Below are 26939 nucleotides of genomic sequence, written 5' to 3'. Positions count from 1 at the left end.
CCCCATCTCCCCAATCACCAATCCCCAAAATCCCCAATCCCCAATATGGTCAGTGAAGTTAAAACAGTTTCCGGGCGCGGTATACCTTTAGTGGGCAATGATATAGATACCGATCGCATTATTCCTGCCCGCTATTTGAAAGCCATTACCTTTGATGGGTTAGGCGAAGGCGCGTTTATTGATGACCGCAAAGCATTAAACGGCGAACATCCCTTTGACCAACCCCAATATCAAGGGGCGAAGGTTTTAATTGTGAATAGAAATTTTGGTTGTGGTTCTTCACGGGAACACGCACCGCAAGCGATCGCTAAATGGGGAATTCAAGCTTTAATAGGTGAAAGTTTTGCCGAAATCTTTTTTGGTAACTGTGTGGCAATGGGTATACCTTGTGTCACAGCCGATGCTGCTAATGTCAAACAATTGCAAGAATTAGTCGCAGCTAATCCCCAAGCAAATGTCACAGTGAATTTAGAAACTTTGCAAGTGCAAATTGGCGATTACAATACGCCGATTTTTATTAGTGAAGGTACAAGAAGCGCCTTTATTGCTGGTACTTGGGATGCTTGCGGTCAATTAGTAGCAAATGCCGACCAAGTTCGGGCAACTGCGGCAAAATTACCTTACATCGGTTGGGGAAATTTAGCTGCAAGTTAATTTAGGGAACTCCAAAAAATACGTTGACTGTTAACCGTCAACAGTCAACAGTCAACAATCAACTAATAGCAATAAAGTCTAATCTCCAGTGTTTTGTTGACAATTTGTATTAGAGTCCAAATCCTGACATTCTTTGCTTTCTAACAATTGCCTGACTGTAATACCAGGTTGACAACTCATCAAAGTTCCTGCCAATGCAGCCAAGGTCATTACAGTAGCTATTCCCAATAAAGTAGCTTGTTTTAAAGGTTTAATTGTCCTGATTAAATTTTCTATACCAGTACCGCTACCAAGAACTTCAATTGGCTTGAGTGCTTCTAAAGCAACACTGGCATTAGCATAGCGGCGTTTGCGATTGCGTTCCACCATTTTTGTTAACCACGACTCAAAACGCGGACTGATTTGAGGAACTAATTTGTGAAAATTAAAACGGTAATCATCATTAATTAGTTTACCAATATCAATGGAACGAGTATTACTCAATAAGCAAATTAATGTTGCTCCCAAACTATATAAGTCTGATGCTTCTGTGAGAGGATGACCAAATTGTTCTTCTGGTGGCATGAAGCCTGGAGTTCCTGTGACAAAGCTACTAAGAGCTATTTTTGTATCCTGAATTCTAGCCAAACCAAAATCAACTAAGTAAGCATTTAATTGCTCATCAATTAAAATATTCTCTGGTTTAATATCCCGATGAATAATTGGCGGAATTTGCTTTTGCAGATAAACCAAAATTTCTAAGATTGATATTGCAATTTGCTTAATTTGTTCTGGATAAAAGCTACGTTTTTCACCTAAGGATGGGGCATTTTTATATTCTTGAATCATATAAAAAAACCCTGGAATTTCAAAGGAATCTATATAACGAGGTATGCGGGAATGATTCAGTTGTTGCAAGATTTCAATTTCCCGTTCATATACTTTCACACCAGACCAATCCGCAATTGCACTGGCTAAACGAAATTCTTTAATTACTACTTGGCGATCGCAATTCAGGACACTCGCTAAGTAAGTAATGCGTCCTCCTTCTGTGTTGCGTCCTAGTTCTCTAATAACTTGATAACCTTGTTGGGAAAAATCTGGATGGTGACTCAAGGGAATTTCCCCTTTATCTCCATTACGCACATCAAGCTCCATTATATCCACCACATGAGTTTGATTTTGTCAAGGTGTAATTCAAAATAAAGAGCGACTCACCCAGATTGTTAACCGTATTTCCAACTTACTCGCCCGAAAGCACATAAACACAAATTAATGCCCTTATTTCCCTAACACCAGCTACCTCAACTTTGGCAAAGTTGGGTAGTGGCTTGTTTATGCGCCAAATTGTCAAATTTGCCCCAACCATTGGGCAATGTGGGCGTTAACAATATCCGGAACTTCATCGTGGGGACAATGACCGGCATTGGGAATGGGCACTATTTTGATGTCTTTGCCATTCTCACGTGCCTTTTCGTAAATCTTGGCCCCAGTAATTGGCGTCCAGGGATCGTCAGCACCCCAAATTACCAATAGAGGACGTTCGACTTTGGGCAATAGTTCCTCTGGACTGGGGCCGGGAGGTGCTGTGAGAATCGAGGCGAAAACTTGTTGCGCTCCAGGATCGCAAGAGGGAGTATAAAGTAAATCCACTAATTCATCGGTGACTGCTTGGCGATCGCGGTAAACTTGGTAAAGAGTGCGGCGAATTTGGGATTTTTGGCGGATGCGATTGTAAACAAATTTGCCTGTAATTGGCGATCGCACAACCCGATTAAAAGCCGCCATTACAATCCTTAGCGGCGGATTCAATTCGTGGGGACGATGACTCAAGCCACCCGCAGAGTTGATTAAAACACCGCCAGCAGCAATTTCTGGATGTTCTACCAGTACTATCAAACTCAAAAGTGCGCCGATGGAGTTGCCAATAAATACAGCTGGTTGCTGGATGTGTGCTGTGCAAAAATCTTTCAGCAGTTCCACCCAAACTTCCACACTGTAATCAATGGCTGCTTTATCCGAACCACCAAAACCCAAAAGATCCAAAGCAAAAACTTGGTAGCCAGCATTCGCCAAAACTGGGATGTTTTTGCGCCAGTGACCAATGGAAGCACCAAAGCCATGAACCAGTACTAAAGGGCGTCCCGTACCCATAACGGTATACTGAATTTTATAGCCCTGCCAAGTCCAAAAGAATTTTTGAATGCTGGTAGCTGTTGTTATCTGCTGTGTAGTTCCAGTCATTATAAAGATTTATAAACTCTGTTAAATATAGTAATGTTCTCTGGCGTCATATCTTGCGCCTCGGCATAGAATTTGTGGGTAAAAGGCAAGGGGTAAGAGGTAATAGGCAATAGGCAATAGTTAACAGGTTGAGGGTAGGCTTATAGAAAATTGAAGTGTATGGAATTTTTTTTTAGGCAATTAATAGGAATTCTAATATAGCAATCTTATTTGATTTTTGTAAAACTAGGCAGAACTCAAAACCTTTTTTTACTATTGTCTTTTGCCTTTTGCCTACATAAATAATTGATATGTTAGTTTCATCTATTACCAGGGATTAATAAGTTAGGGATACTAAATACCCCTTTGACTTTTTAGACGAATGGTAGTGTGAGATGAAAAATACAAATAATGGTAACTTTGGTCATTTGAGGAAATTTTTTCTTGCTGCAACTTCTGTAGCAATTTTTTCGCCAATAGTTTCTGCTTACGCAACTTCAGGGTTTTCTACCATCGTCGCCCAAATCCCTAATAATTCCACAGAACAACAAACTTTAGCTCATAATGAATTAGAAACAAGCAGTAGTATTACTACTATTCAACAACAAACTGTAACTAAACAAAGCCGGACTCAAGTAAATAATAGTAGGGTTGCAGTCAAAGGAAAAAAAACAGGTTTTAGTCTGGCAATTTGGGAACCATCCGGTCATTTATCAGAAGTCATTGCCCGCGTTTCTATTAAAAGTAAACAGAATAATAGCTTTTTAAAAGAACGATTTTTGGGTGATTATAAATACAAGATTCAGCAAAAAGCGAAATTTGTTAATGGATTAAAAGCAAGCGATCGCATTGTGGTGCGATTATACGATGTACAAAACCGCTTTATTGGCTACAGCGAATTTGAATGTTTATCAGCAAACACCGCAGTTAACTTGATTTTGTCTGCTAAACCGGCGGAATATCGAGTCATTCGCACTGTTTATGGTATCGATGCTAACCGAGATGGCATCATTGACGCAGGTACTACCACCTACGACTATTTCACCCAAATCAGCAATCAAAGGGTTACTTTTCTTAGCGGTTCCCAAACTTTCCAAGCTAATCACTTCCAAGTACAAGGTTTATCTCCAGTTAAAGCCAACAGCGTTTATCCTGTATCTTTTACCCAAGGTGAATTCGCTTTAGTCCGTCAGTCTTCCTTCACTATTTTTAATTTTGAATTGGCACGGGCTTTACAAGCTATTCCTGGTAGTTTAGTGCAGGTGACTGAAGTCAGCGATAACTCTAGCTACAATGTCAGCCAATTACTAATGAATTATCGCCAAATCGGCATATCTCGCAACCTGCAAGTTGAATTTTCGGATGTTTCCACAAATTATTGGGCTAGAAATTTTATTGCTGAATTGGCAGCAATGAAAATTATCGAAGGTTTTCCCGATGGAACTTTCCGCCCAGATGCACCGGTCACTCGTGCCCAATTTGCGGCAATGCTGCAAAAAGCCTTTACAAAAGGCAAAATTCGCCCAGCAATAGCTTTTCAGGATGTCTCCAGTGGATACTGGGCTTACAATGCCATTAGAAATGTTTACCAAATGGGCTTTTTAAATGGTGTAATTGGCAGTGATTTCAACCCTACTCAAAACCTTTCTCGCCTAGACATTTTAGTAGCTTTAGCACAGGGTTTAAATTATCAAGCCAGCGATTCCACGGATACAATTTTATCTGTTTACAACGATGCAACTAACATCAGTAGCGAACATCGCAGTCTGATTGCTGCCCTTACACAACGCGGTATAGTTGTTAATTATCCCAACGTGAATTTATTGAACGCCGAACGCATAGCAACTCGGTCAGAAGTTTCTGCTTTGCTATATCAAGCACTTTACAGCACTGGCAAGGTAGCAAATATCTCCTCACAATACGTTGTGGGACAACAACGGTAATTAGGTAATCTTATGGTGGTAAGGGAGTAGTGGTGTCTCTTGCTTGCTCAACTGTAAATTGAACTACCTGACCATAGGAAATTTCCAATGTATGGCCATCTGGGTCTCGCAGGTAAGCCCAGTAACCAACTGGGGGGCCGGAGTCATTTGGCCCATTCAACAGTACTTTCTCTGTGCGTGCTTCATTGCACAGGCGATCGATGTCTTCCCGATTTTGATAAGCTACTCCAAGATGGGATTGTGGTAACAGTGCGCCTTCCACTTGAGTTGATTGAATTAAGACAATCACAAAAGGTCTGGTAAGGTCGCTAATCCAAGCAACATCTGATTGAATCGCTTCATCGATACGACGGTGGACAACGGTCATTTGGGCATATTTTTGATAAAATGCGATACTTGCGTCCACATCCCTAACTGCAAGGGCTATGTGAGTAAAACCAACGTCAGACATGATACAAATTCAAAATTAGGAAACTTGGGGATTCTAGTTTTCTGAGGCGCAAACCAAGAAATTCTATTGTTGTCCAACAGTGTGAAAAGTTCCACGATGGAAGCTAACACGATTGATAATAAAGATAGGCGTTATCTTCATAAAAATTTATGTTCTTAACTTGGTTTGACAGCAATAGTTGGCTGCTGGAAATTGGCGAAAAACGGATATTAATCGACCCTTGGCTAGTTGATTCGTTAATTTTCAGTAATTTGGATTGGTTATTTAAAGGGCAGCGATCGCAAAATCGCCCCATACCTGAGAATATTGATTTAATTCTCCTATCTCAAGGTTTAGAAGACCATTCTCATCCACCAACACTCAAGCAGCTTGACCGCAATATCAAAGTTGTAGCTTCTCCCAATGCAGCCAAGGTGGTACACAAACTAGGTTACACCAAGGTAACCACCCTCGCTCATGGTGAAACTTTCACTTTAGATCGTCAAATTGAAATCAAAGCTTTTCCTGGTTCGCCCATCGGCCCCACTTTAGTAGAAAATAGTTATCTCCTCAAAGAATTGGAAAGTGGTTTAACTTTATACTATGAGCCTCACGGTTATCATTCTCCAGAAGTGAAGCAAGCTGCACCTATCGATGTAGTGGTTACACCGTTTATTGACATGACATTACCGTTGCTTGGGCCAATTATCAAAGGAAAAAATAGTGCTTTAGATATCGTAAAATCCTTACAGCCTCAAGTAATATTACCCACAGCAGCAGGCGGTGATGTGATATTTGAGGGATTGCTGATGAAATTGATACAGACTAAAGGAAGTGCTGCGGAATTTCGTTCGCTATTAGAGAAAAACAATCTTTCCACACGGGTGATGGAACCGACACCAGGCGATCGCTTTCAAGTACCATTGGAAAAGCGAGCATTAGCAATTTAAATTTGATTTTTGAAATATACGTAGTGGACTGTCTAGCCTAAAATAGTGCATTAGTAAACTATTGTGGGGTGGGCATCCTGCCCGCCCGGACGGGTGAGGATACCCATCCCACAATAAATTTTATTGCAACATTTAAGGCTTTGGTGCGTTCCTGAGATTTTTTCATAAATCAAATCGGATTCCTATAGCAATTTTCGATTTTGCAAAAAGTTTGTAGACGCTTTGCCGCAAAACGAATTTCAAATTGTAGATTAAAAGCATTTGCACAATTTTTTATCTCAATTTACTATTAAATACAATTCAAAAAAAATCCTCAGTTATATTTGAACATCATGGCTTATGAAAACTCTATTTTTTATCCTTACATTATTCTGATTCCTGAATTCTGAATTCTCAATTCTCTTTATTTATATTATGTTGCACGTAAATTTCTCTGATAGGAAAGGGAATTGTAATTCCTGCTTCTTGATAGCGTTTGTGTAATTTTTTAATAAATATATGTTTGCCAATTCGCTGGTCAAAAAATTCGCTAACTCGCATATAAAGGGTGAAGTCTATACTAAAATCCCCAAAGGTGTGAAATCTGATATATGGTTCATTGGCAATTAATTTCGGTGCGATTTCTTGCATAACTTCTTTGGCGACTTCTACAGTTACTTTTTCCACTTCTTCTAAATCGCTATCATAACTAACACCAACATTCATGGTTAAGGTTATTTCCTTGGCGGGTAAATGATAGTTAGTAAAAATTGCCGATGCTAACTTAGAATTTGGCACAATTACCACATTATTAGAAACTTCTTTGATTGTCGTATTGCGCCATGTGATATCTGTAACGTAGCCTTCTTGTCCACCATCTAATTTTACATAATCTCCAGTTCTAACTTGTTTGGAAATAATTAAATAAAACCCGGCAAATAAATTCGCTAAAGTGTCTTGAAGTGCCAAACCAACAGCTAAACCACCAATACCTAAAGTTGTCAGTATTGGCGTAATTTTAACACCGACAGTTTGCAATAAAATTAATGTTCCTAAAGCCAAAACAACAGCTTTAGCAACATTGGAAACTAGTGAAGTGGGAACTCCTTCTGTTCTTTGAATCAATAACTTTACAAAACCAGCAGTTAGCCTTGCTAAGACTAAAGTCACTGAATACAGAAATGCAACAGTGAGAATTTTTTGCAGGACATTGATAATATCTGGTCTGAGGGGAGAACTGAGAACTGCCCAAAAAAAACCAGCAATCACAAACCAAATAAAAGTCATGCGATGCAGGGCATGAAATATAATATTTCCCCCTGCTATGCGTTTTTTAATAACGAATTTTTCCAGCTTTCTAAAAATCAGTTTTTCTCCAATTATTCCAGCTAGCACGCCAGCTACAATAAAGCCCAGTGGCAAAATCCATTGCATGATATCCATTTGCATTTGTTTTTTGTAATTATTGTTAAATTTAACTTGACAAATTTGAGATTATTTTGGCTAATACCAAACTAACTATTGAATTGTACCTGCCATTGGTAGATGTTCTCCAAGGCTGTTATCCTGTTGCCTGATGATTTTCATAAGTGCTGGGTAAGTGCTGTTTGGTTGCATTGAAACCACTTTTGCATGAATTTTGTCAGGCAAAAAGAATCTGATGATTGATTACTAAACAATCTCTAGGTGTATTTGGCACTGGACTATGGTTCAAAATTAATAACATGGACTTGCCAATTATTTATCACCCAGATTACGTTGTCCCGTTGCCTGAAGGCCATCGCTTCCCGATGTCCAAATTTCGGCAACTCTACGAATTGCTATTAGCTGACGGTGTAGCAAATCAAGAACAATTTCATACACCTGAACGCCCGCAAACAAAGTTAATAGAATTAGTTCACACTCCAAACTACGTCCAAGCTTATTGTCAAGGAACCCTAGAACCCAAAGCACAGCGTCGCATTGGCTTACCTTGGAGTCCAGCGCTGGCCAATCGTACTTGTGTAGCGGTTGGTGGTACAATACTGACTGCTAAGCTGGCACTGAGTCAGGGTTTAGCTTGTAATACGGCTGGTGGAACTCATCATGCTTTTCCCAGTTATGGATCTGGTTTTTGTATTTTCAACGATTTAGCGATCGCTTGTCGCGTTTTACAAAAACTCGGACTCGTGCAAAAAATCCTCATTGTAGATTTGGACGTTCATCAAGGAGACGGCACTGCTTTTATCTTCCAAGACGATGACAGTGTTTTTACTTTCTCCATGCATTGCGAAGTTAATTTTCCTGGTACTAAACAAACCAGCGATTTAGATATTCCTTTACCAGTGGGAATGGAAGATGATGCTTATTTGCAGACATTGGCGAGTTACCTACCAGATTTATTATCTCAAGTCAAGCCAGATATAGTATTTTATGATGCTGGTGTAGATCCTCATGTAGGCGATCGTTTGGGAAAATTAGCTTTAACAGATGCTGGCATTTTTCGTCGAGAAATGCAGGTTTTAAGTACTTGTGTAAGCGCTGGTTATCCCGTGGCCTGCGTTATTGGTGGCGGTTATGCTGATGATATGAAATCCCTCGTTTGGCGGCACTCTTTGTTGCATCGTGCTGCAAGTCAAGTTTATCAACAATACAAACTATAGTCATTTAGTGAGCAATACTAAGCAAAATTGTCAAGTTTTAAAACCCACAGGAACGCAAAGTAAACGCATACCGCCGTTAGGCGTTCCCGCAGGGTAGGTACGCAGAGTATTTCTCAATTTAATTCCTAGGGAATTGAACTAAAATCAACTTTGCGCTACTCTGCGCTTACCTCTGCGCCCCTTTGCGTTTAAATTTAAACCCTATTTTGTCAGCAAAGGCAGTACTGGATGAACAAAGTCAAAGTGAGAATCTACGAACTAGCAAAAGAATTAAATTTAGATAGTAAAAAACTCTTAGCCATTTGCGAAAAGCTGAAAATTGTAGCCAAAAATCATACAAGTTCAATTTTAGAATCTGACGCCGAACGCATTCGTCTTGCGATAAATAAACTCACGGCAAAATCCGCAAAAACTAAAATATCTTCTGAAGATTGGGGTTATACATTCGTAGGTTCCACAATTGATAGACTTATCCGCAACCTCGAAGGAGAAAGCGCCCTCCAAGCATATCCTGAATTTCGGGAACGACGCGAACGCGCCAACGAATTAATGTTTGAATGCGTCGGCAAAAAACCTTGTCTATTTTATGTACGTCGTAAAGGTGCAGGTAAAGAACCAAAAGAAGAAATTTGGGATTTAACAATCGCCACAGATACAGATAATTTTCAATTACCTGCAAAACTTGAGAAGCTGAAAAAAACCTTGGGATTTACAGTTGCTGTTCAAAAGGATGGACGCGACGGTTTAAAAATACTTTCGGCTCAATTATTACAATTATCGCGGGGAAATGCTGATAGCTATTCTGTAGCTTGTCCCTTACGTTTGTTACCCAATCATCAGCATCATCTCGACATTCCACCAGCAACATTGACACGCATAGCAGCCGCGCCAATTTGTGGCGATTATGTACCCACAGAAGACCAGCTAAAAGCTTGGAAAGCGTTTTTACAAATTGAAGAAAAAATAGCTAAAGCACGCCAATTTTGTGTACGTTATCTACGTCATAACTATAACTTCAAAAGGCGGATTGATTTAGAAATTGATGTCACTTCCGCTACCCTTGATGGCTTTTATCAAAATACTCTGGAATTAGAAAATTTTTGGCAACGAGTCAAACAAGCAAAAAACGAAGATTTAAAACTTTTTGAAACTGCTCCCATTGGCAAAAATTGGCTGAGTGGTCGTCAATTAGGGACTATTGAAGAAATAGATCCCAACCGTTGCATTATCAGTGTAAGATTAGAACGTGACTTGGCTGAATATATGGCCACAGAACGTTATCAGTTGCCGGCTAGCGGGTTTTTGTGTTTTGAAGCAGTTGGTGATATTCAGCAAATTCAACGCAAGAAAAAAGCTTTAGAAGATTTGAATAATGGTTACACTCAAAATCCTTATTTGGGTAACTTTTTATTCGATGCTTCCCAGGCTAGAAAAATCAAAACAACTATTGAAATTCAACCACAAGATTTATTATTATCTGCTGCTAATCCCGGTCAAAAAGCAGCAGTGGAAAAGGTACTTGCTGCCAAGGATCTTGTTTTAATTCAAGGGCCCCCCGGTACAGGAAAAACTACCGTTATCGCCGAAATTTGCTATCAAATAGCCCTGCGTGGTGGGCGTACTTTAATCGCTTCCCAAGCTAATTTAGCAGTAGATAACGCCTTAAGTCGATTAGTTCACAATCCAGTGATTCGGGCTGTACGCAAAGGAAAAGCCGAAAAAGTTGGAGAGGAAGGACAGCCATTTTTAGAAGAACAAGTAATTGGCAAATGGCTAGAAAATACTGCCAATGACTGTGAAAATAATCTCAATCATCGATTAGGAAATATTCAAATCTTTCGGAAATTACTTTCATCATCACAAAAATTTACAGCCTACTTGCAAGCCGAAGTAGAATTCCATAAACAACAAAGTAAATTCCAGAAAAATAAGTTAAAAATAGAATCTGGATTCAAAAATCAAGAAAAATCTTACAATGATTCCTTAGCAGCGCAACATGAAGTGGAATCTTTAGTTTCTGGTTTGGATAATCTACTCAAAGCTGCTCCCAATGTCAACTGGGAATCTCCAGAAATTACAAATTTTTTGCCACTGCTTAAACCCTATGCAGAAGGTAATACTTTAGTAGAAGAATTTTTAGCCAATGTTCGTCAATCGATTAAATATACTGATGAACTTGGTTTTGTGCGTCCAACCTTTGGTGCTTTTGGTTTAGCAATTTGGTTGCGTGAAACAATCGCAACGGAAATTTTGGAATTTAAAACTGCTTTAAATTCTGCTCAAAATGCCAGTGAAAGTATGTTAGCAGTTGCAGCATTAGCGCACAATGTAAAACAGAATTTTGATTTGTTAAATCAGTTACAAATAGATTCTCAAAAATTTCTCACTAAGCAACAAAATCTACAGCAAACAATTCAGATATGGCAAAACCGTCAGCGAGAAATTGATTATATTATTTCAGCAGTGAAAGAATGGAAGTCTACAGCACACGTTCATTTGTCTCAAACTTTAAAAGATTGTCAGCAATCAGGTTTACCACTAACAGATAATTTAGTAGACTTGCCATTAGGTTTGTTAATGTTTGCTAATACATTAAAATTACCGATTATACCAAAAAATTATCAAATTAATCTACCAGATTGGGAGTTATTGACAAAAGCCATTGCTTATGAAATAGATGGCAATTTTAGCGATCGCCGAGGCAAACAGCATAATTTTAGTTATTTTTTACAACAAAATTTTAGCTTAATTCCAATGGTGTTATCGCCAAGCGATCGCACTCAATGGCAAGAAACTTATCAACAATTTAATAACTATCAATTACTCAACCAAAAACAACGAAAATTACTGGTTGAAAATACCCAGTTTTTCTTAATCAGAATGCAAAAAACCTATGGTACATCATGGGAATGGAATAACATCGATTCAACACTCACTCGCATTACACAAGAATTGCTGGATATTATCCTAGCAAATGCACGTCAATGCGTTTTAAAAGTCAAAACTGAAGCAGAACAACAACTTCATCATCTACGCCAACAATTAAATGAACTGCAAAAAAATGAAATTAGCCAACAGCAAATATCTGCCACTCAATATCAACTAGAAAAAGCACAGCAAGATGCTAATTCCCAACTCGCACAAGTTATTAATATCTTGCAAGAACTCACCCAACAGCCAAATATACCTGCTCAATTACGCACTTTAGTAGAACAATACCTCACAACACAATCAAAAATTTGGGAACAACCCCAAGAATTTACCAAACAAGTACATTATTGGGGAAATTGCATTACTCAATTAGAAAATTTAATTTCATTATTAGAACCTTTTGCTGTATTGGAGGTAATCAAAACTTCTTTACACGAGCATTTAGCAAAACTCCAACAAGAAACTGAAAATTCTCTCCAACAACTCCAACAATTGCAAAATAGCCTGCGAGAATTAGAAAAACAATTACAACCACAGCCATCAGAAACTTTAATCGCACAAAGAAACTGGTGGTTGAAAGAATGGCAAACCATACCTGATAAATTTAAGCCAGAAAATTCTAGTAATGATTTATTTAATCTAGAGTTATTAGAGAGTTTAAATCTTCAGTTTGAATCTTGGCAACAACAACTCGAAAAAGAAGAAGCTTACATTCACAAATATCAAAATTTTGTCCAAGATTGGATAGAAAAATTAAGAAAGCCAACAGAGGGCGATAGCGATGATTTACGGCGGATATATTTAGATAATGCCAACGTCGTTGGTATCACCTGCGTGCAAGCCGCCAATAGAGGTTTTTCAGAAGAATTTAAATCCTTTGATGTTGTCATCATTGACGAAGTTAGTAAATGTACTCCACCAGAATTACTCATTCCCGCATTGAAAGCAAAAAAATTAGTCATGGTAGGCGACCATCGACAATTACCACCTATGCTCGATACTAATACTTTAGAAGAAGTTGCCCAAACAATTGGCAATACACGAGACGAATTACAATTTTTAGAAGAATCATTATTTAAAAGTCAGTTTGAATCTGCCGATGAAAGCATCAAGCAAATGCTGACTACACAATATCGAATGCATCCTGATATTATGGGTGCAATCAATCAATTTTATGACGGTAAACTAGAATCTGGAATTTTAGAACCCGATAAAAAACGCGCACATAATTTAGCAGGGGAAACCATTCAATCATTTCACCATATTCTCTGGATCAAAACCCCTATACAAAAGAAATATTTAGAAGAACGAAGCGGAACTTCTTATTTTAATACTCTAGAAATTGACGCAATTGAATGTCTGTGTCAGCAGTTTGATAAAACTTGGGCTAATCAAGTTACTAATGGTGAACCAAAAAAACAAATCGCCGTGATTACATTTTATGGCGCTCAATTAAGAAAAATCGATGAACGCTTGCAATCCGAACTGTTCCCTTCCCTAGAAATTCGTACAGGTACAGTAGATAGATTTCAAGGAATGGAAAGACCCGTTGTCATTGTCAGTATGGTTCGTAACAATCATAAAGGAGATGTGGGATTTGCTAAGAAACCAGAACGGGTAAATGTTGCATTTTCCCGCGCTCAAGAACTCCTGATAATTGTTGGCTGTCATGATTTATTTACCCATCAACCAGGTAAAGTGGGAAATATATACTCTGAAGTTTCAAATATTGTCAGTCTACATGAAGGTTTTGTAGATATTTCGCAATTCATCTGATGTTGACACTCAACACTCAACAACCAACGCTTTCAGATTAATTCTTATTTACAAACACACTGGAGAATTTTATGACTACAACAGCGATCGCTACACCCCCAAAAGAATCACCCTTTTTATTTGAGGGATTGACTTGGAGAGAATTCAAAGCCGTTGAGCAGTTATTAAACCGCCCAGGATATCGCCTGTCTTTTTTAGATGGTGTTTTGGAGATCCGAAGAATGCCTGGAGAACCGCACGAAACTGTTAAAAAGAGAATTGCCGCATTGCTAGAACTTTACCTGCTCATGGCAGGGTTTGACTTTACTCCAACTGGGTCAATGACCTTAGAAAGCGAGTCTGGTGCTGTGAAGCGAGAAGCACATGAATCCTATAAACTTGCCCCTGGTGGAGTGCGTCCCGATTTGGCCATAGAAGTTGTGTTTACTAGCGGTGGTATCAACAAACTAGAAGCATACAAACGTCTGAAAATTCCTGAAGTATGGTTCTGGGAAGATGGCGTTTTAGAAGTTTATCACCTGCGTCAAGAAGGCAACACATTTCACTATGAAAAACTTTCCAGTAGCGAAGAAGTCAAAGGAATAGATCTGGATTTGTTGTTACGCTGTATTAATATGGTGAATCATGTTGATGCTATCAAAACTTTTCAACAGGCGCTTTCAAAATAATGTTTTCAAAATAGTGCGTCTACATGGAGGTTTTGTTGATGTCTCTTACTGATTTTGATAAACCAATTGATACTCATCTGAAAAATTTAGTCAAAGAAATTGAAACTCAAAATCCCAATTTTTTAGTTTTAGCAGCCCGCCAATTTCGTTATAGCTTGTGTCAAACTCCAGTAGAAGTAAATATTAAACAACCACGTCAATTTAACGTACTTGAAGAATTTATTATTCGCGCCGCAATTGAATTTCTACCTCCGCCAACTGAAGATGAATTAGCCTCTGTACTTGGGCTTGATTCTGTATTCATCCGCAGTACTACAGCAAATCTTCGCTCATTACAAACTCTATCAGCAACATCCCCAATTACAGTTACTCCAGAAGGACGTTCATTTTATGAAAAAGGAACTGTACCCCAGCCTCCATATCCTGTGCAGCTGAACGCTATTACCAATCCTTTGAGTAACACCTTAACTTTTCAAGTTGAATCTTTAAACGAAACAGCAATCAATTTACCTGATATAGCAGATTTTATAACTCTGGATAATACAATTGATATTTCTTCGTTATCGCTGGAGGAAATTCAAAAAAATATTCAAGCTTCAGATTTAGCTCTGCATGTACCAGAAGAAGGAAAAATCATCACTTCCTTTAAAGTACTAACTTCAACTCAAAAAATCTGGCAAAAAATATCAGTTTTGGTAATTTTAGATGTTATCGAAGATAAATTGAATATTCAAATAAGAAGCGGCAAAGAAATTTTAGAGTCACCTACAAAATGCTTAGAAATCCTCCATAATGAAGGTAAAATTAACTTAGAAACCTTGTGTAATTTGTCAACTGAAGCCATCAATTTTCAACGTGAAGATATTCTTAAACAGAAAAATGTCGAAAACTTTAAGTAAGTCGGCATTGGCGTTGCTGAATGAAAATATGAATTTATCTTACGCAGAGTCACAAAGTTGCTCCAGAGTAAGAGTTTGAGAGATAAAATTTTTGAGTTTCATATCCTGATTAAAGAACGCCATTTTTCTCACCTACTTAGTTGCCACCTGATTCAACAATTTTTAAACAGTCCTATTAGCAGAAATAGCCTAAAGTTATAGAGGCGATCGCAATTAACAATCCTCAATAATTATTGTAGAGACGGCGATTTATCGCGTCTTTTCCCTTGATTAATTCAAACGAGCGCGGCAGGACTCGAACCTGCGACCAATTGCTTAGAAGGCAATTGCTCTATCCACTGAGCTACGCGCCCAATACAATACAATGGCTCCCAAAAGAAGTCATCTAGAACATTATATCGCTTTCACCGACTTAGAAGCAATCAAAAATTGCAGATTTATCACTAGCAAGGCTAAGATCCAAGTCGCTAGTTATCAATCTACATTAAAAACGAAGCAGATGGCGTATTGGTTAGAAATATTGTCTTGTCAAGGGGTTGCTTACCCCAGACCCAGTCCTTCTAGGCAGCTTAGTCTAATGAAATATCTAATGAAACGAGCAGTTTCCTTCATTTTTGCAGCACGCTAGGTAATTTCAGCCTTGGCGAAGCTGTCAGATGCCATTATATATTCCATATTAAGAATGCCCCTGTGAGGAGTTATTGTAGCGTGCCATGTTTATTCTCAAACGGCAGGATGTTGAAATATCAAGCATTCAGCACCCAAAAAAGGATCAGCAGGTGCCGATCCTAGATTATCAAGGGCAAACTTTTCGCTTGATTAGTGTCTTCAAAGCTAGTCAAGAAGAAGAAGCTAGAGCCTTATGGAGAGAATTAACGGATAACCGGGGTAAAGCCTGTGTCTTACTGGAAGAACCGGAACGCTTTAGCGTTTGGGGAAAAATCCGTTTGGAACAGTTGGGTAATGACACAGGTGGTAGTCATGGAAAAACGGGGATTTTGATCCAAGCCAGTATTTTATTGTTGCAAGGTGTTTATATCGATATTGAAGAGTTTTTGGGTGCTAGGCAAGCTGCACTATTGGAGAAGGATATTGCGGAGGTATTTCAGCAAAAGCAATTTCCCCAAACATCTCCTCCAGAAACAGTTAAATCTTTGGTATCTATCGATCCCTTGGCTGCAACCAAACTGCCTCCTTGGCAAGAAGCTCATGTAGTTATCTTTTTACAAGAACTACATCGATTAGGTAAATCCTATTTTGGTAATGCCAACTTTACCAAACAAGTGATTTATAAGTTAGAAGATATGCCAGAAACCGAGCGATCGCTATTCCTCTCTTGGCTGAATCAATCACCACTAGGTAAACTATGGCAGTAGTCTGGAAATTTTTTGCAAAAGTTCCTACTGTCGGAACTTGCTTTTGGTGTCCGATTATGCTTTGTTTGGCAGACACACTCCTAGCTATACAATCCTTTAACTCAAAATACTGCCAGAGTGCATCTACAATAGTCAAGCCCTATGAATAACTCTTACAACAATTCCTTGGTTTCCAAATCCATTTTCACCACTCAGAACATTGTTTTGGCTAATATTGGTTGGGGCGTGCTGGCACTGTTATACTTTTTGTTGTTTAGTGCCAAAATTCCCGGAGCAGATGGCATAGAAAGCCGAGCCGAGTGGTATGTGATTGGCACAAATATTTTTGAAGCCTTAGCTTATTTGGGCGCTGGTATCTTATGCTTGAGAAACTGGCTTAGTCCGCAAATAGTCAGTGGTCGGAATGTTTGGCTTTCTATAGGCTTAGGTATGCTTTCCTATTTCATTGGAGGGATAATTTTCGGGTATACCGAAATAGTTTTAAAAGAAGAACCGGATGCGTCTTTAGGCGATATATTTTTTGTATTGAGTTATCTATTACTTGGCACAGGCATGATTTTAGCTGTGGCTTCCAGGCGAATCAATCTGGAAAAATGGCAGTGGCTAATTGTGTTAGCAATTGCTGTATTCGGTAGTTTGTTAGCATGGTGGATTTCTAGACAACAGGAAACATCCTCAGAACTGTTGGTTGCTATTTTGAATTGGTTTTACGTAGTTAGCGACGTAGTTCTGTTGATTATTGCTACCACTCTGCTGTTAGCATTTTGGGGAGGAAGGGTTTCCCAGTCTTGGCGAATGATTGCCGCCGCCGCCTTTTCCCTCTACATTGCAGATATGTGGTTTAAATACGCACAAGGGCCCAACTATCAAAGTGGAGAAATACTAGAAGTGTTTTGGGTATTTAGTGGAGTGTTATTTGGTATGGGCGCTGCCCTAGAATATGATGCATCACTAAGACGAACGCGGCGTACCAGCACACGAAAACGAGCTTAGCAAAGATTTTTGGTATCTACCGTGAGAAAACTAACAGACTCTGACAAACAAGAAATTCTCAAATTATATCGAGAAAGTGCCGAAACAACCTCAACTTTGGCAGAACGCTACGACGTAAGTAACTCGACCATTAGTCGTTTGCTCAAAAGCACTTTGCCAGAGGATGAGTATGAATACTTAGTTTCTTTAAAGCGGGCTGCCAGGACTCCTGAGGGTAGGGCACAGGTAAACTATGAGCAGTTACCACTGCTGATGAGTCAACTACAGCCAGAAATCGAAGTTCCAGCTAGCGATAGCCAGCCCACAGTGGTAGAAGTCGAACCACCACAACTACGTAGTGTAGTGGAACAAGAACCTGACTTAGAAGAAACTGACGAATCAACTGCTGCTAGTAGAAGGGTAAAACGACGCACCTCAGCGACAGAAAAACCCAAGCTACGAGTCACGGAGAAATCAGAAACTCCACAACCCAAACCTCTGGAAATCGGGAATATCCCCAGCCCCATACTCAAGGATGAACGTCCAGAGGTAAACGCCATAGCACAAATGCTAGGAGAAGAATTGCTAGACGAGTCAGAAGACTTGGATGATTTAGAAGATGAGGATTTAGAAGATGATGACTTTGAGGAGGAAGAAGACTTCGAGGAAGATGACTTTGATGAGTTAAGACCTCTAGTTACAAGACGCAGACCAGGTGAAGCATCAGTTCAAGTTTTGCCACTATCAGCAGCACATTTGCCCAAAACTTGCTATTTAGTGATTGACCGTTCCTCGGAATTAATTACGCGACCCCTCAAAGACTTTGGCGACTTGGGGCAAATTCCCAACCTGGAAACCCAGCAAAGAACTTTACCGGTGTTTGATAATCATCGCGTAGCCAAGCGTTTCTCCACCAAACGCGATCGCGTGATTAAAGTCCCCGATAGTAAAATGCTGCATAAGACTCGTACTCATCTCCAAGCCAAGGGAATCACCCGATTGTTAATTGATGGTCAAGTGTACTCTTTGTCTACGGTTTAAAAGTGAGGAGTGAGGAGTGAGGAGTGAGGAGTTGAAAATTTCATAATTTATAACTTTTAACTCCTAACCCTTAACTCTTAACTCCTAACTCTTAACTTTTAACTTTAAGCGTAAACAGCCCTGGCAAAACGTTCTGCCAAGTAGATAATGTCTTGCTTTCGGGCAATTTGGTTCATCCATTGTCGGGGAATATTTTCCACGCCGTAGTAAATTCCTGCTAGTCCACCAGTGACGGCGGCGGTGGTATCTGTATCTCCACCTAAGTTAACAGCTTTCAGTACCGCCTCAGAATAAGATGAGCTATTTAACAAACACCACAGGGATGACTCTAAGGTGTCAATGACGTAGCCGCCAGAATTAATTTCTTCTACTGGTAATTTGGCAATCTCACCACTGAAAATTCTGCCAAAATGGGGCTTTTCTAATAAAAATTGTCGGGCAGAATAAATTGGTTGGATATCTTGTAATCCTTGGAGATAAGCTGTTTGGGGGTCGGCACCTTCGAGCAGGGATACTGCAATACTAATATAGATGCCACAGGCCATTTGCGATCGCGCATGAGCATGGGTAATTGCTGAAACATCATGCACCCGCGCTATTAATTCGCTTAAAGTTAAGTTTCTATGACAATAAGCCATCGGCAAGATTCTCATCAAGGAACCATTGCCATTACTATTTTCAACTTTGCCACCCGCCTGATGCGGTACAACTCCCTGCTTCAAACGCATCAATGCTGTATGAGTCGTTTGACCAATATCAAAGACATCACCACGGGGAGTCCAGTAAGCTTCCTTGTACCAACGCCAGAAGGAATTAGCTATGGACTCCAGCGAATACCCCCGACAAAGACTTTCTGCCAAGCAAAAGCTCAAAGAACTGTCATCTGACCAAGTTCCTGGCGGTTGATTCCATGTGCCATAACCCAACATAGTTGTCACTGGAGATTTGATTCGTTCCGCACGGCTAGTAAACTCCACTGGTACACCCAATGCATCACCGACACATAAACCCATCAAACCAGACAACGTTTTTGCAGCGGTTAGCATTATTCACTCTCCAACAATTGCTAAAAATTAACTTTATAGATTTACTTCATAGCTTGTTGCCACAGATGCTACAGGCTACTTTTTCACCCTATGTAAAACTCTCAAAAAAAGTCAGTTAACTGGCTATTTTTCTACTAGATTGCGGCTATTTTTTAGTTCCCATAACTATGACACTTTTAAAAGCGTCTGTTTTTTATAGAGAATATTCGGAATTTCTAAAAAATCAAGTGTAATTATAACATTTTGGTTGCAACCATTAATTGAATTATTTTTAACTCTATTGCATCTATCGCCACATCTACTTAAGAAAAATCCAGAATTATCTGGAACATTTTTACTAAGCTTTCGACTGGGAATATAACAGTAAAAAATACAAAATTTGGTCACAATTATGAAAAGCTTGCTCAAGTCTATTCTGACAATTTCTGCATTATCTTCTTTAATAGTTGCTCCTGTTCTTCTATCACCTGGTCAAGCTTCTGCGGAAACTAAAAAGGGTACAGATGCTAGTTATGTTGGTGCTGGTATTGCAGCTGGGGTTACCAGTGGCGGACAAGGAATCAACGATGATGCCACATTTGGTGGTAATGTCACAGGTCGCTTAAAATTAGGAAATACCCCATTTTCTGCACGTGGAAATGTTCTTTGGAGCGATCAAACTACTGCCATTATTCCAGAAGTTTCTGTGGATGTGCCCATTGCTAATAGAACTAATGCCTATTTAACTGGCGGTTATTCTTTTGTAGAAAAAGATGGTTCAGCAACTCCTATAGGTAACAAAGATGCAGTAGTAGTTGGTGCTGGTGTAGAGTCAGAAGTTGCTAACAATTTCCTCGTATATACTAATGCCAAAGTAGGAATTAGTGCTTATCAAAATAGCGATACTCCTGCTGTTAGTATCAATGCTGGTATTGGCTACAGCTTCAAATAAAAGATGCCACTAAAGTTCCAATTTCAGCACATCTGAGTTCCAATTTTTAATTGACTCAAAAAACTTCATCGGTAAGCTAAAACACATCTAAATAAAGCTAACTTTTAACAGTTAACCGTCAACGGTCAACAGCCAACACAAGAACATATGCTTTTTTAAATGTGCAACAGCTTACTACCTAATTGAAGATAGATGTTGAAAGTAGGGTAGCACAGCTAACTGTGTTACCCTACTTAATTTTGCTGACTTCAGCTAAGTCAAAACTGTTATAGTTATCTAGAAAAACTCTTTTTTCGTTGAATTGATTAATTTTAATCATCAAGCTGAACTAAAGAGTATTCAATCACTCTATACTTTACTCAGCACTTTGCACTCTCAAGAGTAGGTTTTGTTAAGTGTTAGATCGCTGATAAAGCCGACTTTTGCCGTGTTAAAATCAAAATATTCCTCATTATTCCGGCCGGATTACCGGGGATCAATTTAGCCGAAAAGATACTGAATATCTTGTAATTCGGCGTCAACGAATGCTTTATTGAGAATACTATACAACTCTCATGGTTAAATCTGCTCCTTCCCCCGTCGTTAGCCGTAAGCCTTCTAAAGTAGAAGTAATTAAGGAAAATAGTAATTTTTTACGCGAACCTGTAGCAACTGAGATTCTGGAAGATACTACTCATTTTAGTGAAAATGCTGTGCAGCTGTTGAAGTTTCACGGCTCTTATCAACAGGATAACCGGGACAACCGCGCTAAGGGACAGGAGAAAGATTACCAGTTTATGCTGCGGACGAAAAATCCTGGTGGTTTGGTACCACCGCAGCTTTATCTGGCTTTAGATAAGCTGGCTGATGAATATGGTAACCACACATTACGAGCCACCACCCGCCAAGGTTTCCAACTGCACGGAATCTTAAAAAAGAATCTCAAAACAGCAATTGCTACCATTGTCAACAATTTAGGTTCTACTTTGGGTGCCTGTGGAGACATCAACCGCAATGTGATGGCACCACCAGCTCCATTTAAAAAGCGCCCAGAGTACCAGTATGCTTGGGAATATGCCCAGAATATTGCTGATTTACTTTCACCACAAACAGGCGCTTATTACGAAATTTGGTTAGATGGCGAAAAGGTAATTAGCGGCGAAGAAAATCCAGAGGTGACCGCAGCGCGATCGCGCAATGGCAATGGCACAATTATTCATGATAATCAAGAACCGATTTACGGCACCCACTACATGCCCCGTAAGTTTAAAGCTTGCGTCACAGTACCAGGAGATAATTCGGTTGATTTGTATTCTCAAGATTTGACTTTGGTGGTAATTACCAATAAAAAGGGAGAATTAGAAGGATTTAATGTCTTTGCCGGCGGTGGCTTAGGCAGAACGCACAACAAAGAAGAAACTTTTGCTAGGGTTGCAGATCCAATTTGCTATGTAGCCAAAGCAGATGTTTATGACATAGTAAAAGCAATTGTCGCCACCCAAAGAGATTATGGCGATCGCACTGACCGCCGTCACGCCAGATTAAAATATTTAATCAACGATTGGGGTGTAGATAAATTCCGCGCCCAAGTTGAAGAATACTTTGGCAAAGCACTAACACCCTTCAAATCATTGCCAGAGTTCAAATATCACGACTTCCTCGGCTGGAACGAACAAGGCGATGGCAAGCTATTCTTAGGTATTTCCATTGACAATGGTCGCATTAAAGATGAAGGCTCTCTGCAACTGAAAACTGCTTTGCGGGAAATTGTCGAGCAATTTAACTTATCTATCCGCTTGACACCTCACCATAACCTGATTTTTTACGATATCGAACCAGATAACAAAGAAACCATCGACGAAATTCTCAGCCGTCACGGTGTGGTTTCCGATCCCAGTCAAATCGAACCTTTAGAACGCTATTCAATGGCTTGCCCTGCTTTGCCTACCTGCGGCTTGGCAATTACCGAATCAGAACGGGCAATACCAGGAATTTTGGAGCGAATTCGCACTCTGTTGAATAAATTAGGTTTACCAAAAGAACATTTTATGGTAAGGATGACGGGCTGTCCCAACGGCTGCGCTCGTCCCTATATGGCGGAATTGGGCTTTGTGGGTAGCGCCCCAGAAAGTTATCAATTGTGGTTAGGGGGTTCGCCAAATCAAACACGGCTGGCACAACCTTACATCGATAAGCTGCACCATAACGACTTGGAAAGCTTTTTAGAGCCAATTTTTGTTTACTTTAAAAAATCAAAAAAATCAAAAGAAAGCTTTGGTGATTTTTGCCATCGCGTTGGTTTCGATGCCATCCGTGAATTTAGCGCCACCTACGAACCAGGCGCAGTTAATGGCGCAAACAAATCACGGCATCGAGTAAATCTGAAAGCTGATATTTACGGCAAGTTGAAGGATGTATCTGAAAGCCAAGGTAAGCCAATGACTCAGTTAGTCACCGAAGCTTTAGAAGCTTACTTCCAAAATCTTTCGTAAGTAAATAGTAATTTAGGGTGGGGGGATGAGGGAGAAAGTAATTCTTCTTTCCCCTTCTTCCCATCCTCTGCCCTAGTCCCGTGAGATTAACTCAAACCTAGTTCTCGTTTGAGCAAGTTAATCGAGTTAGCGCCGATATAATTTTCAACCTTAATTAGCTTTGGCGGGCGAATAATATCTTCATCGGCTGCTTGCACTGCTGCTTGCACGAACGGAAAACTGGCTAAGTCGCTGATAATCACCTCAGCCCGCTTCACCATTGCTTGAAGTTTATAAGCATCTTTTGGTTGGGAAGTCATCACTAATAGTTCATCTCCCCGTAAACCGTGGAGGATGACTTCAGCAGCGCGGGCAATTCCAGAACTGAGGCTAACGATGCCTACACAGTTTTCTTTTGGTAGGGTTTTCAAGAAATTGAGTTCTTTGGTGTAGTCGTAGATATCTAGAGGAATCACTCGTACAGCTTTAGGAGCTGCGATCGCTTCCACATCGTGGATAAAATAACGACTTGTGACCACTGTTGCAGAAGTAGTTTTATCTAGCACGGCGGCTAATTCTTCCATTGCTACCAACTGTACTGGTATTTTGAGCGATCGCTCCAATTCATACACCATTAACTCACCAGCACCGATATCATGAGATGGAACTGCAACTAATACCCGCGCGCTACAACGCAAACGCCAGTCAATTTCTGCTAAAAATAACTCTCTAGCTTGACTTAGGGAACATCCTTGTGAAAGTAGTTCATCAAGTGCTTGCTGGACAATTTGATATGCATTGGGATGTTGTTTGAGAATTGGTGATTGTAGCCTGCTACCGCCTTCATGACCTTGGGCACGCACATAAATTCCCGAACCAGCCAGACTTTCCACAAATCCGTCTTCTTCGAGTTGACGGTAAACTTTGCTGATGGTGTTACGGTGTAACCCAGTTTGCATTGCCAGCGCCCGCGTACTTGGCAATTTGTAACCAGGTGGATATTGCCGGGAAGCAATGGCAAACCGGATTTGATTAAACAACTGCGTTGATGCGGGAATTTCGCTGTCTGGCTGAATGCGGAATTGAATCATCACCAAACCTCCTGAATACTGAATGCCGAGGATTGGGTGCTGGCACTTTCAAGTCAGCACTCCTTTGGCCATTGGCTGCATTTAAATATCAAATATTTGATTTACATCTGAAATTTTTCTGGTACAAATTTTGAATGCGCTCACTCTGGTAATTGAGAATTTTATTGAAAAAAACCTGGACATACTGGCATAGTTATATCAAAGAAATACACCGTTAATCACATAATACTGGTAAAAATTATTATGACAGAGCAAGCAATAATTACCACAACGGTTAAACTTTTGCAAGATAATATTCAAGTATCTGCTTATCTGGCAGAACCAAAACAATCTGGTTCTTATCCAGGAATCGTGGTATTGCAAGAGATTTTCGGTGTTAACGTTCACATTCGGGAAGTTACAGAACGAATTGCCAAACTTGGCTATGTAGCCATTGCCCCTGCTCTTTTTGAACGTATTGCCCCTGGCTTTGAAACCGGTTACACCGCAGAAGATATTGAAGTTGGCAGAAAATATGCTTGGCAACAAACTCAAGCATCAGAATTATTGAGCGATATTCAACTAGCAATTGACTACCTAAAAACCCTGCCCAAAGTTCAAAAAGAAGGCTTTGGCTGTATTGGCTTTTGTTTTGGCGGTCATGTAGCCTATCTTGCAGCCACCTTAGCAGATGTCAAAGCTACGGCTTCCTTCTACGGTGCTGGAATTACCACCCGCACACCAGGAGGTGGCGCTGCTACACTCAGCCGCACCAGAGATATTACAGGTACTATCTATGCCTTGTTTGGTAACGAAGATGCAAGTATTCCAGCCGAACAAGTAGACCAAATTGAAGCAGAGTTAGAAAAATATAAAATTCCTCATCGTGTGTTTCGCTACGATGGAGCTGACCACGGATTTTTCTGTGACCATCGTGGCAGTTATAATCCTAAAGCTGCTGCGGATGCTTGGGAGCAGGTGCAACAACTCTTTAGTCAACTAATCATTAGTCATTAATAAAGGACAAATGATACAAGACAAAAGACAAAGGAGAAACCACAATCTAAACTCTAGTGGCATCAGCTGACATAAAAATTAATCTTCAAAACTCATGAATTCCGAATCGAAACTTTCTCAAACAGCCAATTCGTCGTTTACAATGGACGATTTTGCCAAAGCACTAGAAAAGCACGACTACCAGTTTCAAAAAGGACAGGTTGTACATGGCAAAGTTTTCCAACTTGACCATGATGGAGCTTATGTTGATATTGGTGGTAAATCCTCAGCTTTTCTGCCGCGGGATGAGGCTTCTTTGAGAGCAGTGACGGATTTATCGGAAGTGCTGCCATTACAAGAGGAACTGGAATTTCTGATTATCCGAGAACAAGATGCGGAAGGTCAAGTCACTCTTTCTAGAAAACAATTGGAAATTCAGCACATCTGGGAACGATTGGCGCAAATGCAGGAAAATGGCCAGACAGTGCAAGTCAGAGTTATGGGCGTGAATAAAGGTGGTGTCACCGTCGAGGTTCTGTCTTTGCGGGGATTTATTCCGCGATCGCATTTGGCCGAGCGCGATAATTTAGAAGCACTCAAAGGTCAAACTCTGACTGTGGGCTTTTTAGAAATTAATAAAAGCACCAATAAACTCATACTTTCCCAACGTTTAGCAACTCGTTCTAGCAACTTTAGTTTATTAGAACTCGGTCAATTAGTGGAAGGCAAAGTTACTGGAATTAAACCTTTTGGTGTATTCGTTGATTTAGATGGCATCAGCGCTCTACTTCATATCAAGCAGATCAGCCAGAAATTCATCGAATCTCTAGAAAAGGTATTTCAAATTGGTCAATCAATTAAAGCTGTAATTATTGACTTGGACGAAGGTAAAGGTCGGATTGCTCTTTCTACCAAAGTTTTGGAAAACTTTCCTGGTGAAGTGCTAGAGAATTTCGATGAGGTGATGGCTTCCGCCGAGGCACGTGCCAATAGAGCCAGTAACAAAGTATCAGAATAGTTTTATGTTCACCGTTGACGGTTCACAGTCAACCGTCAACAGTCAACAGTCAACATTTAGGTATTTATATGTTTTTAGTAACTGGAGCAACCGGAGGAATTGGTCGCAGAGTAGTGCGACTCCTACGTCAGCAAGACCAGTCCGTAAGAGCATTTGTGCGTCTGACATCGCGCTATAGCGAGTTAGAACATCGCGGTGCAGAAATTTTTATTGGCGATTTAGAACAAGAAAAAGATATTCAAAAAGCAACTCAAGGTGTGAAGTATATTATCAGCGCCCACGGTTCTGATAGCAATGCTTTATCCTTAGACTATCGTGCCAACATTGAACTGATTGACCAAGCAAAAGCTAATGGAGTGCAGCACTTTGTCTTCATTTCCGTACTGGGAGCCGATCGCGGTTATGAAGACGCTCTGGTGTTCAAAGCCAAACGAGCAGTAGAGCGATATTTACAAGCAAGTGGCTTAAATTACACAATTTTACGCCCAGCTGGATTAGCATCAAACTTGCTGCCATTGGTGGAACGATTCCGAGAAACAGGATTGTATTTGCTAATTGGCGATCGCAAAAATCGTACCTCAATTGTTAGTACTGATGATTTAGCAAAAATAGTAGTGGATTCCATAACCCTTGAAGCCGCTCGCAACCGGATTTTACCAGTGGGAGGGCCGGAGATTTTATTAAGAGAAGATATTCCCCGGATTTTTGGTCGGATCTTCGCCAAAGAACCAGTAATAATAAATTCACCACTGTTTATTATTGATGGATTACAAGGTGCATTGGGTTTATTAAATCCCCAAACTCAAAAAGCTTTAGGAACCTTTCGCACATTACTAGCAAATGAATTTTTCTGCACAAAAGATGAAATTGCCAATTTAGAAGCGATTTTTAATTTCCAATTGGAAACATTAGAAAGTTTTTTGCGGCGCTATTTGGCAGTTTGAATTTGGGCATGGGGGATGGGG

21 protein-coding genes and 1 tRNA gene are annotated in these 26939 nt (G+C 39.9%); 15 read left to right on the top strand and 7 right to left on the bottom strand.

Going from position 1 to position 26939, the window contains the following annotated elements; translation table 11 throughout:
- Positions 1-45 precede the first annotated feature (45 nt).
- Complete coding sequence (gene leuD, locus GNE10_RS10160; RefSeq protein ID WP_185565067.1) at positions 46-654, top strand: 3-isopropylmalate dehydratase small subunit; 609 nt, start codon at positions 46-48, stop codon at positions 652-654.
- 78 nt (positions 655-732) lie between these two features.
- On the opposite strand, the gene GNE10_RS10155 is transcribed toward leuD, so the two are convergent.
- A complete protein-coding gene (locus GNE10_RS10155) occupies positions 733-1791 on the bottom strand; it encodes a serine/threonine-protein kinase (RefSeq protein WP_185565066.1) in 1059 nt (352 codons plus the stop codon).
- Between the two features lie 192 nt (positions 1792-1983).
- Positions 1984-2877 carry an alpha/beta fold hydrolase gene (locus GNE10_RS10150; protein WP_185565065.1) on the bottom strand — a complete coding sequence of 298 codons (894 nt, stop codon included), beginning with the start codon at positions 2875-2877 and terminating at the stop codon, positions 1984-1986.
- A gap of 374 nt (positions 2878-3251) precedes the next feature.
- Between GNE10_RS10150 and GNE10_RS10145 the strand changes: the two genes are divergently transcribed.
- Positions 3252-4799: an S-layer homology domain-containing protein gene (locus tag GNE10_RS10145; RefSeq protein ID WP_185565064.1), complete on the top strand. Its 1548-nt coding sequence runs from the start codon at positions 3252-3254 to the stop codon at positions 4797-4799.
- Between the two features lie 10 nt (positions 4800-4809).
- Here GNE10_RS10145 and GNE10_RS10140 read toward each other — a convergent pair whose 3' ends face one another.
- Complete coding sequence (locus GNE10_RS10140) at positions 4810-5250, bottom strand: VOC family protein (RefSeq protein ID WP_185565063.1); 441 nt, start codon at positions 5248-5250, stop codon at positions 4810-4812.
- Between the two features lie 149 nt (positions 5251-5399).
- On the opposite strand from GNE10_RS10140, the gene GNE10_RS10135 reads away from it, so the two are divergent.
- On the top strand, positions 5400-6179 hold the full coding sequence (locus GNE10_RS10135; protein WP_185565062.1) for an MBL fold metallo-hydrolase: 780 nt from the start codon (positions 5400-5402) through the stop codon (positions 6177-6179).
- Positions 6180-6572: 393 nt separating this feature from the next.
- Here GNE10_RS10135 and GNE10_RS10130 read toward each other — a convergent pair whose 3' ends face one another.
- On the bottom strand, positions 6573-7595 hold the full coding sequence (locus GNE10_RS10130; protein WP_185565070.1) for a mechanosensitive ion channel family protein: 1023 nt from the start codon (positions 7593-7595) through the stop codon (positions 6573-6575).
- A gap of 287 nt (positions 7596-7882) precedes the next feature.
- On the opposite strand from GNE10_RS10130, the gene GNE10_RS10125 reads away from it, so the two are divergent.
- The 4 genes from GNE10_RS10125 (at position 7883) to GNE10_RS10110 (ending at position 15074) form a co-directional block, all read left to right on the top strand.
- Complete coding sequence (locus tag GNE10_RS10125; RefSeq protein ID WP_185565069.1) at positions 7883-8800, top strand: histone deacetylase; 918 nt, start codon at positions 7883-7885, stop codon at positions 8798-8800.
- 228 nt (positions 8801-9028) lie between these two features.
- A complete protein-coding gene (locus GNE10_RS10120) occupies positions 9029-13507 on the top strand; it encodes a translation initiation factor IF-2 N-terminal domain-containing protein (protein ID WP_185565061.1) in 4479 nt (1492 codons plus the stop codon).
- Between the two features lie 71 nt (positions 13508-13578).
- A complete protein-coding gene (locus GNE10_RS10115; protein WP_185565060.1) occupies positions 13579-14175 on the top strand; it encodes a Uma2 family endonuclease in 597 nt (198 codons plus the stop codon).
- 38 nt (positions 14176-14213) lie between these two features.
- On the top strand, positions 14214-15074 hold the full coding sequence (locus GNE10_RS10110; RefSeq protein WP_185565059.1) for a hypothetical protein: 861 nt from the start codon (positions 14214-14216) through the stop codon (positions 15072-15074).
- 280 nt (positions 15075-15354) lie between these two features.
- Here GNE10_RS10110 and GNE10_RS10105 read toward each other — a convergent pair.
- A tRNA-Arg gene (locus GNE10_RS10105) sits at positions 15355-15427 on the bottom strand.
- A gap of 360 nt (positions 15428-15787) precedes the next feature.
- Here GNE10_RS10105 and GNE10_RS10100 point away from each other — a divergent pair.
- The 3 genes from GNE10_RS10100 to GNE10_RS10090 all read left to right on the top strand — a co-directional run bounded on the left by GNE10_RS10100 (position 15788) and on the right by GNE10_RS10090 (position 18463).
- Positions 15788-16450, top strand: a complete 663-nt coding sequence (locus GNE10_RS10100) for an Npun_F0813 family protein (protein ID WP_185565058.1) — start codon at positions 15788-15790, stop codon at positions 16448-16450.
- Between the two features lie 141 nt (positions 16451-16591).
- Positions 16592-17443 carry a hypothetical protein gene (locus GNE10_RS10095; RefSeq protein WP_099072179.1) on the top strand — a complete coding sequence of 284 codons (852 nt, stop codon included), beginning with the start codon at positions 16592-16594 and terminating at the stop codon, positions 17441-17443.
- A 21-nt stretch (positions 17444-17464) separates the two neighbouring features.
- Positions 17465-18463, top strand: a complete 999-nt coding sequence (locus GNE10_RS10090; RefSeq protein ID WP_185565068.1) for a transposase — start codon at positions 17465-17467, stop codon at positions 18461-18463.
- Positions 18464-18567: 104 nt separating this feature from the next.
- On the opposite strand, the gene GNE10_RS10085 is transcribed toward GNE10_RS10090, so the two are convergent.
- Positions 18568-19509, bottom strand: a complete 942-nt coding sequence (locus tag GNE10_RS10085) for an ADP-ribosylglycohydrolase family protein (protein WP_185565057.1) — start codon at positions 19507-19509, stop codon at positions 18568-18570.
- Positions 19510-19900: 391 nt separating this feature from the next.
- Here GNE10_RS10085 and GNE10_RS10080 point away from each other — a divergent pair, with 391 nt between their 5' ends.
- Positions 19901-20440 (top strand): hypothetical protein, encoded by a 540-nt coding sequence (locus GNE10_RS10080; RefSeq protein ID WP_185565056.1) that lies wholly within the window; start codon positions 19901-19903, stop codon positions 20438-20440.
- 554 nt (positions 20441-20994) lie between these two features.
- Positions 20995-22911, top strand: a complete 1917-nt coding sequence (gene sir / locus GNE10_RS10075; RefSeq protein ID WP_185565055.1) for a sulfite reductase, ferredoxin dependent — start codon at positions 20995-20997, stop codon at positions 22909-22911.
- Between the two features lie 86 nt (positions 22912-22997).
- Here sir and GNE10_RS10070 read toward each other — a convergent pair whose 3' ends face one another.
- Positions 22998-23981: a GntR family transcriptional regulator gene (locus GNE10_RS10070; protein WP_185565054.1), complete on the bottom strand. Its 984-nt coding sequence runs from the start codon at positions 23979-23981 to the stop codon at positions 22998-23000.
- A gap of 243 nt (positions 23982-24224) precedes the next feature.
- Between GNE10_RS10070 and GNE10_RS10065 the strand changes: the two genes are divergently transcribed.
- The 3 genes from GNE10_RS10065 (at position 24225) to GNE10_RS10055 (ending at position 26918) form a co-directional block, all read left to right on the top strand.
- The gene (locus GNE10_RS10065; protein ID WP_185565053.1) at positions 24225-24977 is read left to right on the top strand and encodes a dienelactone hydrolase family protein; all 753 of its coding nucleotides are present in this window, start codon (positions 24225-24227) and stop codon (positions 24975-24977) included.
- Positions 24978-25071: 94 nt separating this feature from the next.
- Positions 25072-25974 carry a S1 RNA-binding domain-containing protein gene (locus GNE10_RS10060; RefSeq protein ID WP_099072185.1) on the top strand — a complete coding sequence of 301 codons (903 nt, stop codon included), beginning with the start codon at positions 25072-25074 and terminating at the stop codon, positions 25972-25974.
- A 68-nt stretch (positions 25975-26042) separates the two neighbouring features.
- Positions 26043-26918, top strand: coding sequence for an SDR family oxidoreductase (locus tag GNE10_RS10055; RefSeq protein ID WP_185565052.1), 876 nt, complete (start codon positions 26043-26045; stop codon positions 26916-26918).
- The last annotated feature ends 21 nt before the right edge of the window (positions 26919-26939 follow it).

Source organism: Nostoc sp. 2RC (genome assembly GCF_014222165.1).
Lineage (GTDB): Bacteria > Cyanobacteriota > Cyanobacteriia > Cyanobacteriales > Nostocaceae > Nostoc > Nostoc linckia.
The sequence above is the reverse complement of the archived record's forward strand: the minus strand, read 5'-3'. Positions and strand labels throughout refer to the sequence as shown.

Coding starts and splice junctions, on each gene's coding strand:
- leuD (WP_185565067.1), top strand. CDS start 46: ATGGTCAGTGAAGTTAAAACAGTTTCCGGGCGCGGTATACCTTTAGTG.
- GNE10_RS10155 (WP_185565066.1), bottom strand. CDS start 1,791: ATGGAGCTTGATGTGCGTAATGGAGATAAAGGGGAAATTCCCTTGAGT.
- GNE10_RS10150 (WP_185565065.1), bottom strand. CDS start 2,877: ATGACTGGAACTACACAGCAGATAACAACAGCTACCAGCATTCAAAAA.
- GNE10_RS10145 (WP_185565064.1), top strand. CDS start 3,252: ATGAAAAATACAAATAATGGTAACTTTGGTCATTTGAGGAAATTTTTT.
- GNE10_RS10140 (WP_185565063.1), bottom strand. CDS start 5,250: ATGTCTGACGTTGGTTTTACTCACATAGCCCTTGCAGTTAGGGATGTG.
- GNE10_RS10135 (WP_185565062.1), top strand. CDS start 5,400: ATGTTCTTAACTTGGTTTGACAGCAATAGTTGGCTGCTGGAAATTGGC.
- GNE10_RS10125 (WP_185565069.1), top strand. CDS start 7,883: ATGGACTTGCCAATTATTTATCACCCAGATTACGTTGTCCCGTTGCCT.
- GNE10_RS10120 (WP_185565061.1), top strand. CDS start 9,029: ATGAACAAAGTCAAAGTGAGAATCTACGAACTAGCAAAAGAATTAAAT.
- GNE10_RS10115 (WP_185565060.1), top strand. CDS start 13,579: ATGACTACAACAGCGATCGCTACACCCCCAAAAGAATCACCCTTTTTA.
- GNE10_RS10110 (WP_185565059.1), top strand. CDS start 14,214: ATGTCTCTTACTGATTTTGATAAACCAATTGATACTCATCTGAAAAAT.
- GNE10_RS10100 (WP_185565058.1), top strand. CDS start 15,788: ATGTTTATTCTCAAACGGCAGGATGTTGAAATATCAAGCATTCAGCAC.
- GNE10_RS10095 (WP_099072179.1), top strand. CDS start 16,592: ATGAATAACTCTTACAACAATTCCTTGGTTTCCAAATCCATTTTCACC.
- GNE10_RS10085 (WP_185565057.1), bottom strand. CDS start 19,509: ATGCTAACCGCTGCAAAAACGTTGTCTGGTTTGATGGGTTTATGTGTC.
- GNE10_RS10080 (WP_185565056.1), top strand. CDS start 19,901: ATGAAAAGCTTGCTCAAGTCTATTCTGACAATTTCTGCATTATCTTCT.
- sir (WP_185565055.1), top strand. CDS start 20,995: ATGGTTAAATCTGCTCCTTCCCCCGTCGTTAGCCGTAAGCCTTCTAAA.
- GNE10_RS10070 (WP_185565054.1), bottom strand. CDS start 23,981: ATGATTCAATTCCGCATTCAGCCAGACAGCGAAATTCCCGCATCAACG.
- GNE10_RS10065 (WP_185565053.1), top strand. CDS start 24,225: ATGACAGAGCAAGCAATAATTACCACAACGGTTAAACTTTTGCAAGAT.
- GNE10_RS10060 (WP_099072185.1), top strand. CDS start 25,072: ATGAATTCCGAATCGAAACTTTCTCAAACAGCCAATTCGTCGTTTACA.
- GNE10_RS10055 (WP_185565052.1), top strand. CDS start 26,043: ATGTTTTTAGTAACTGGAGCAACCGGAGGAATTGGTCGCAGAGTAGTG.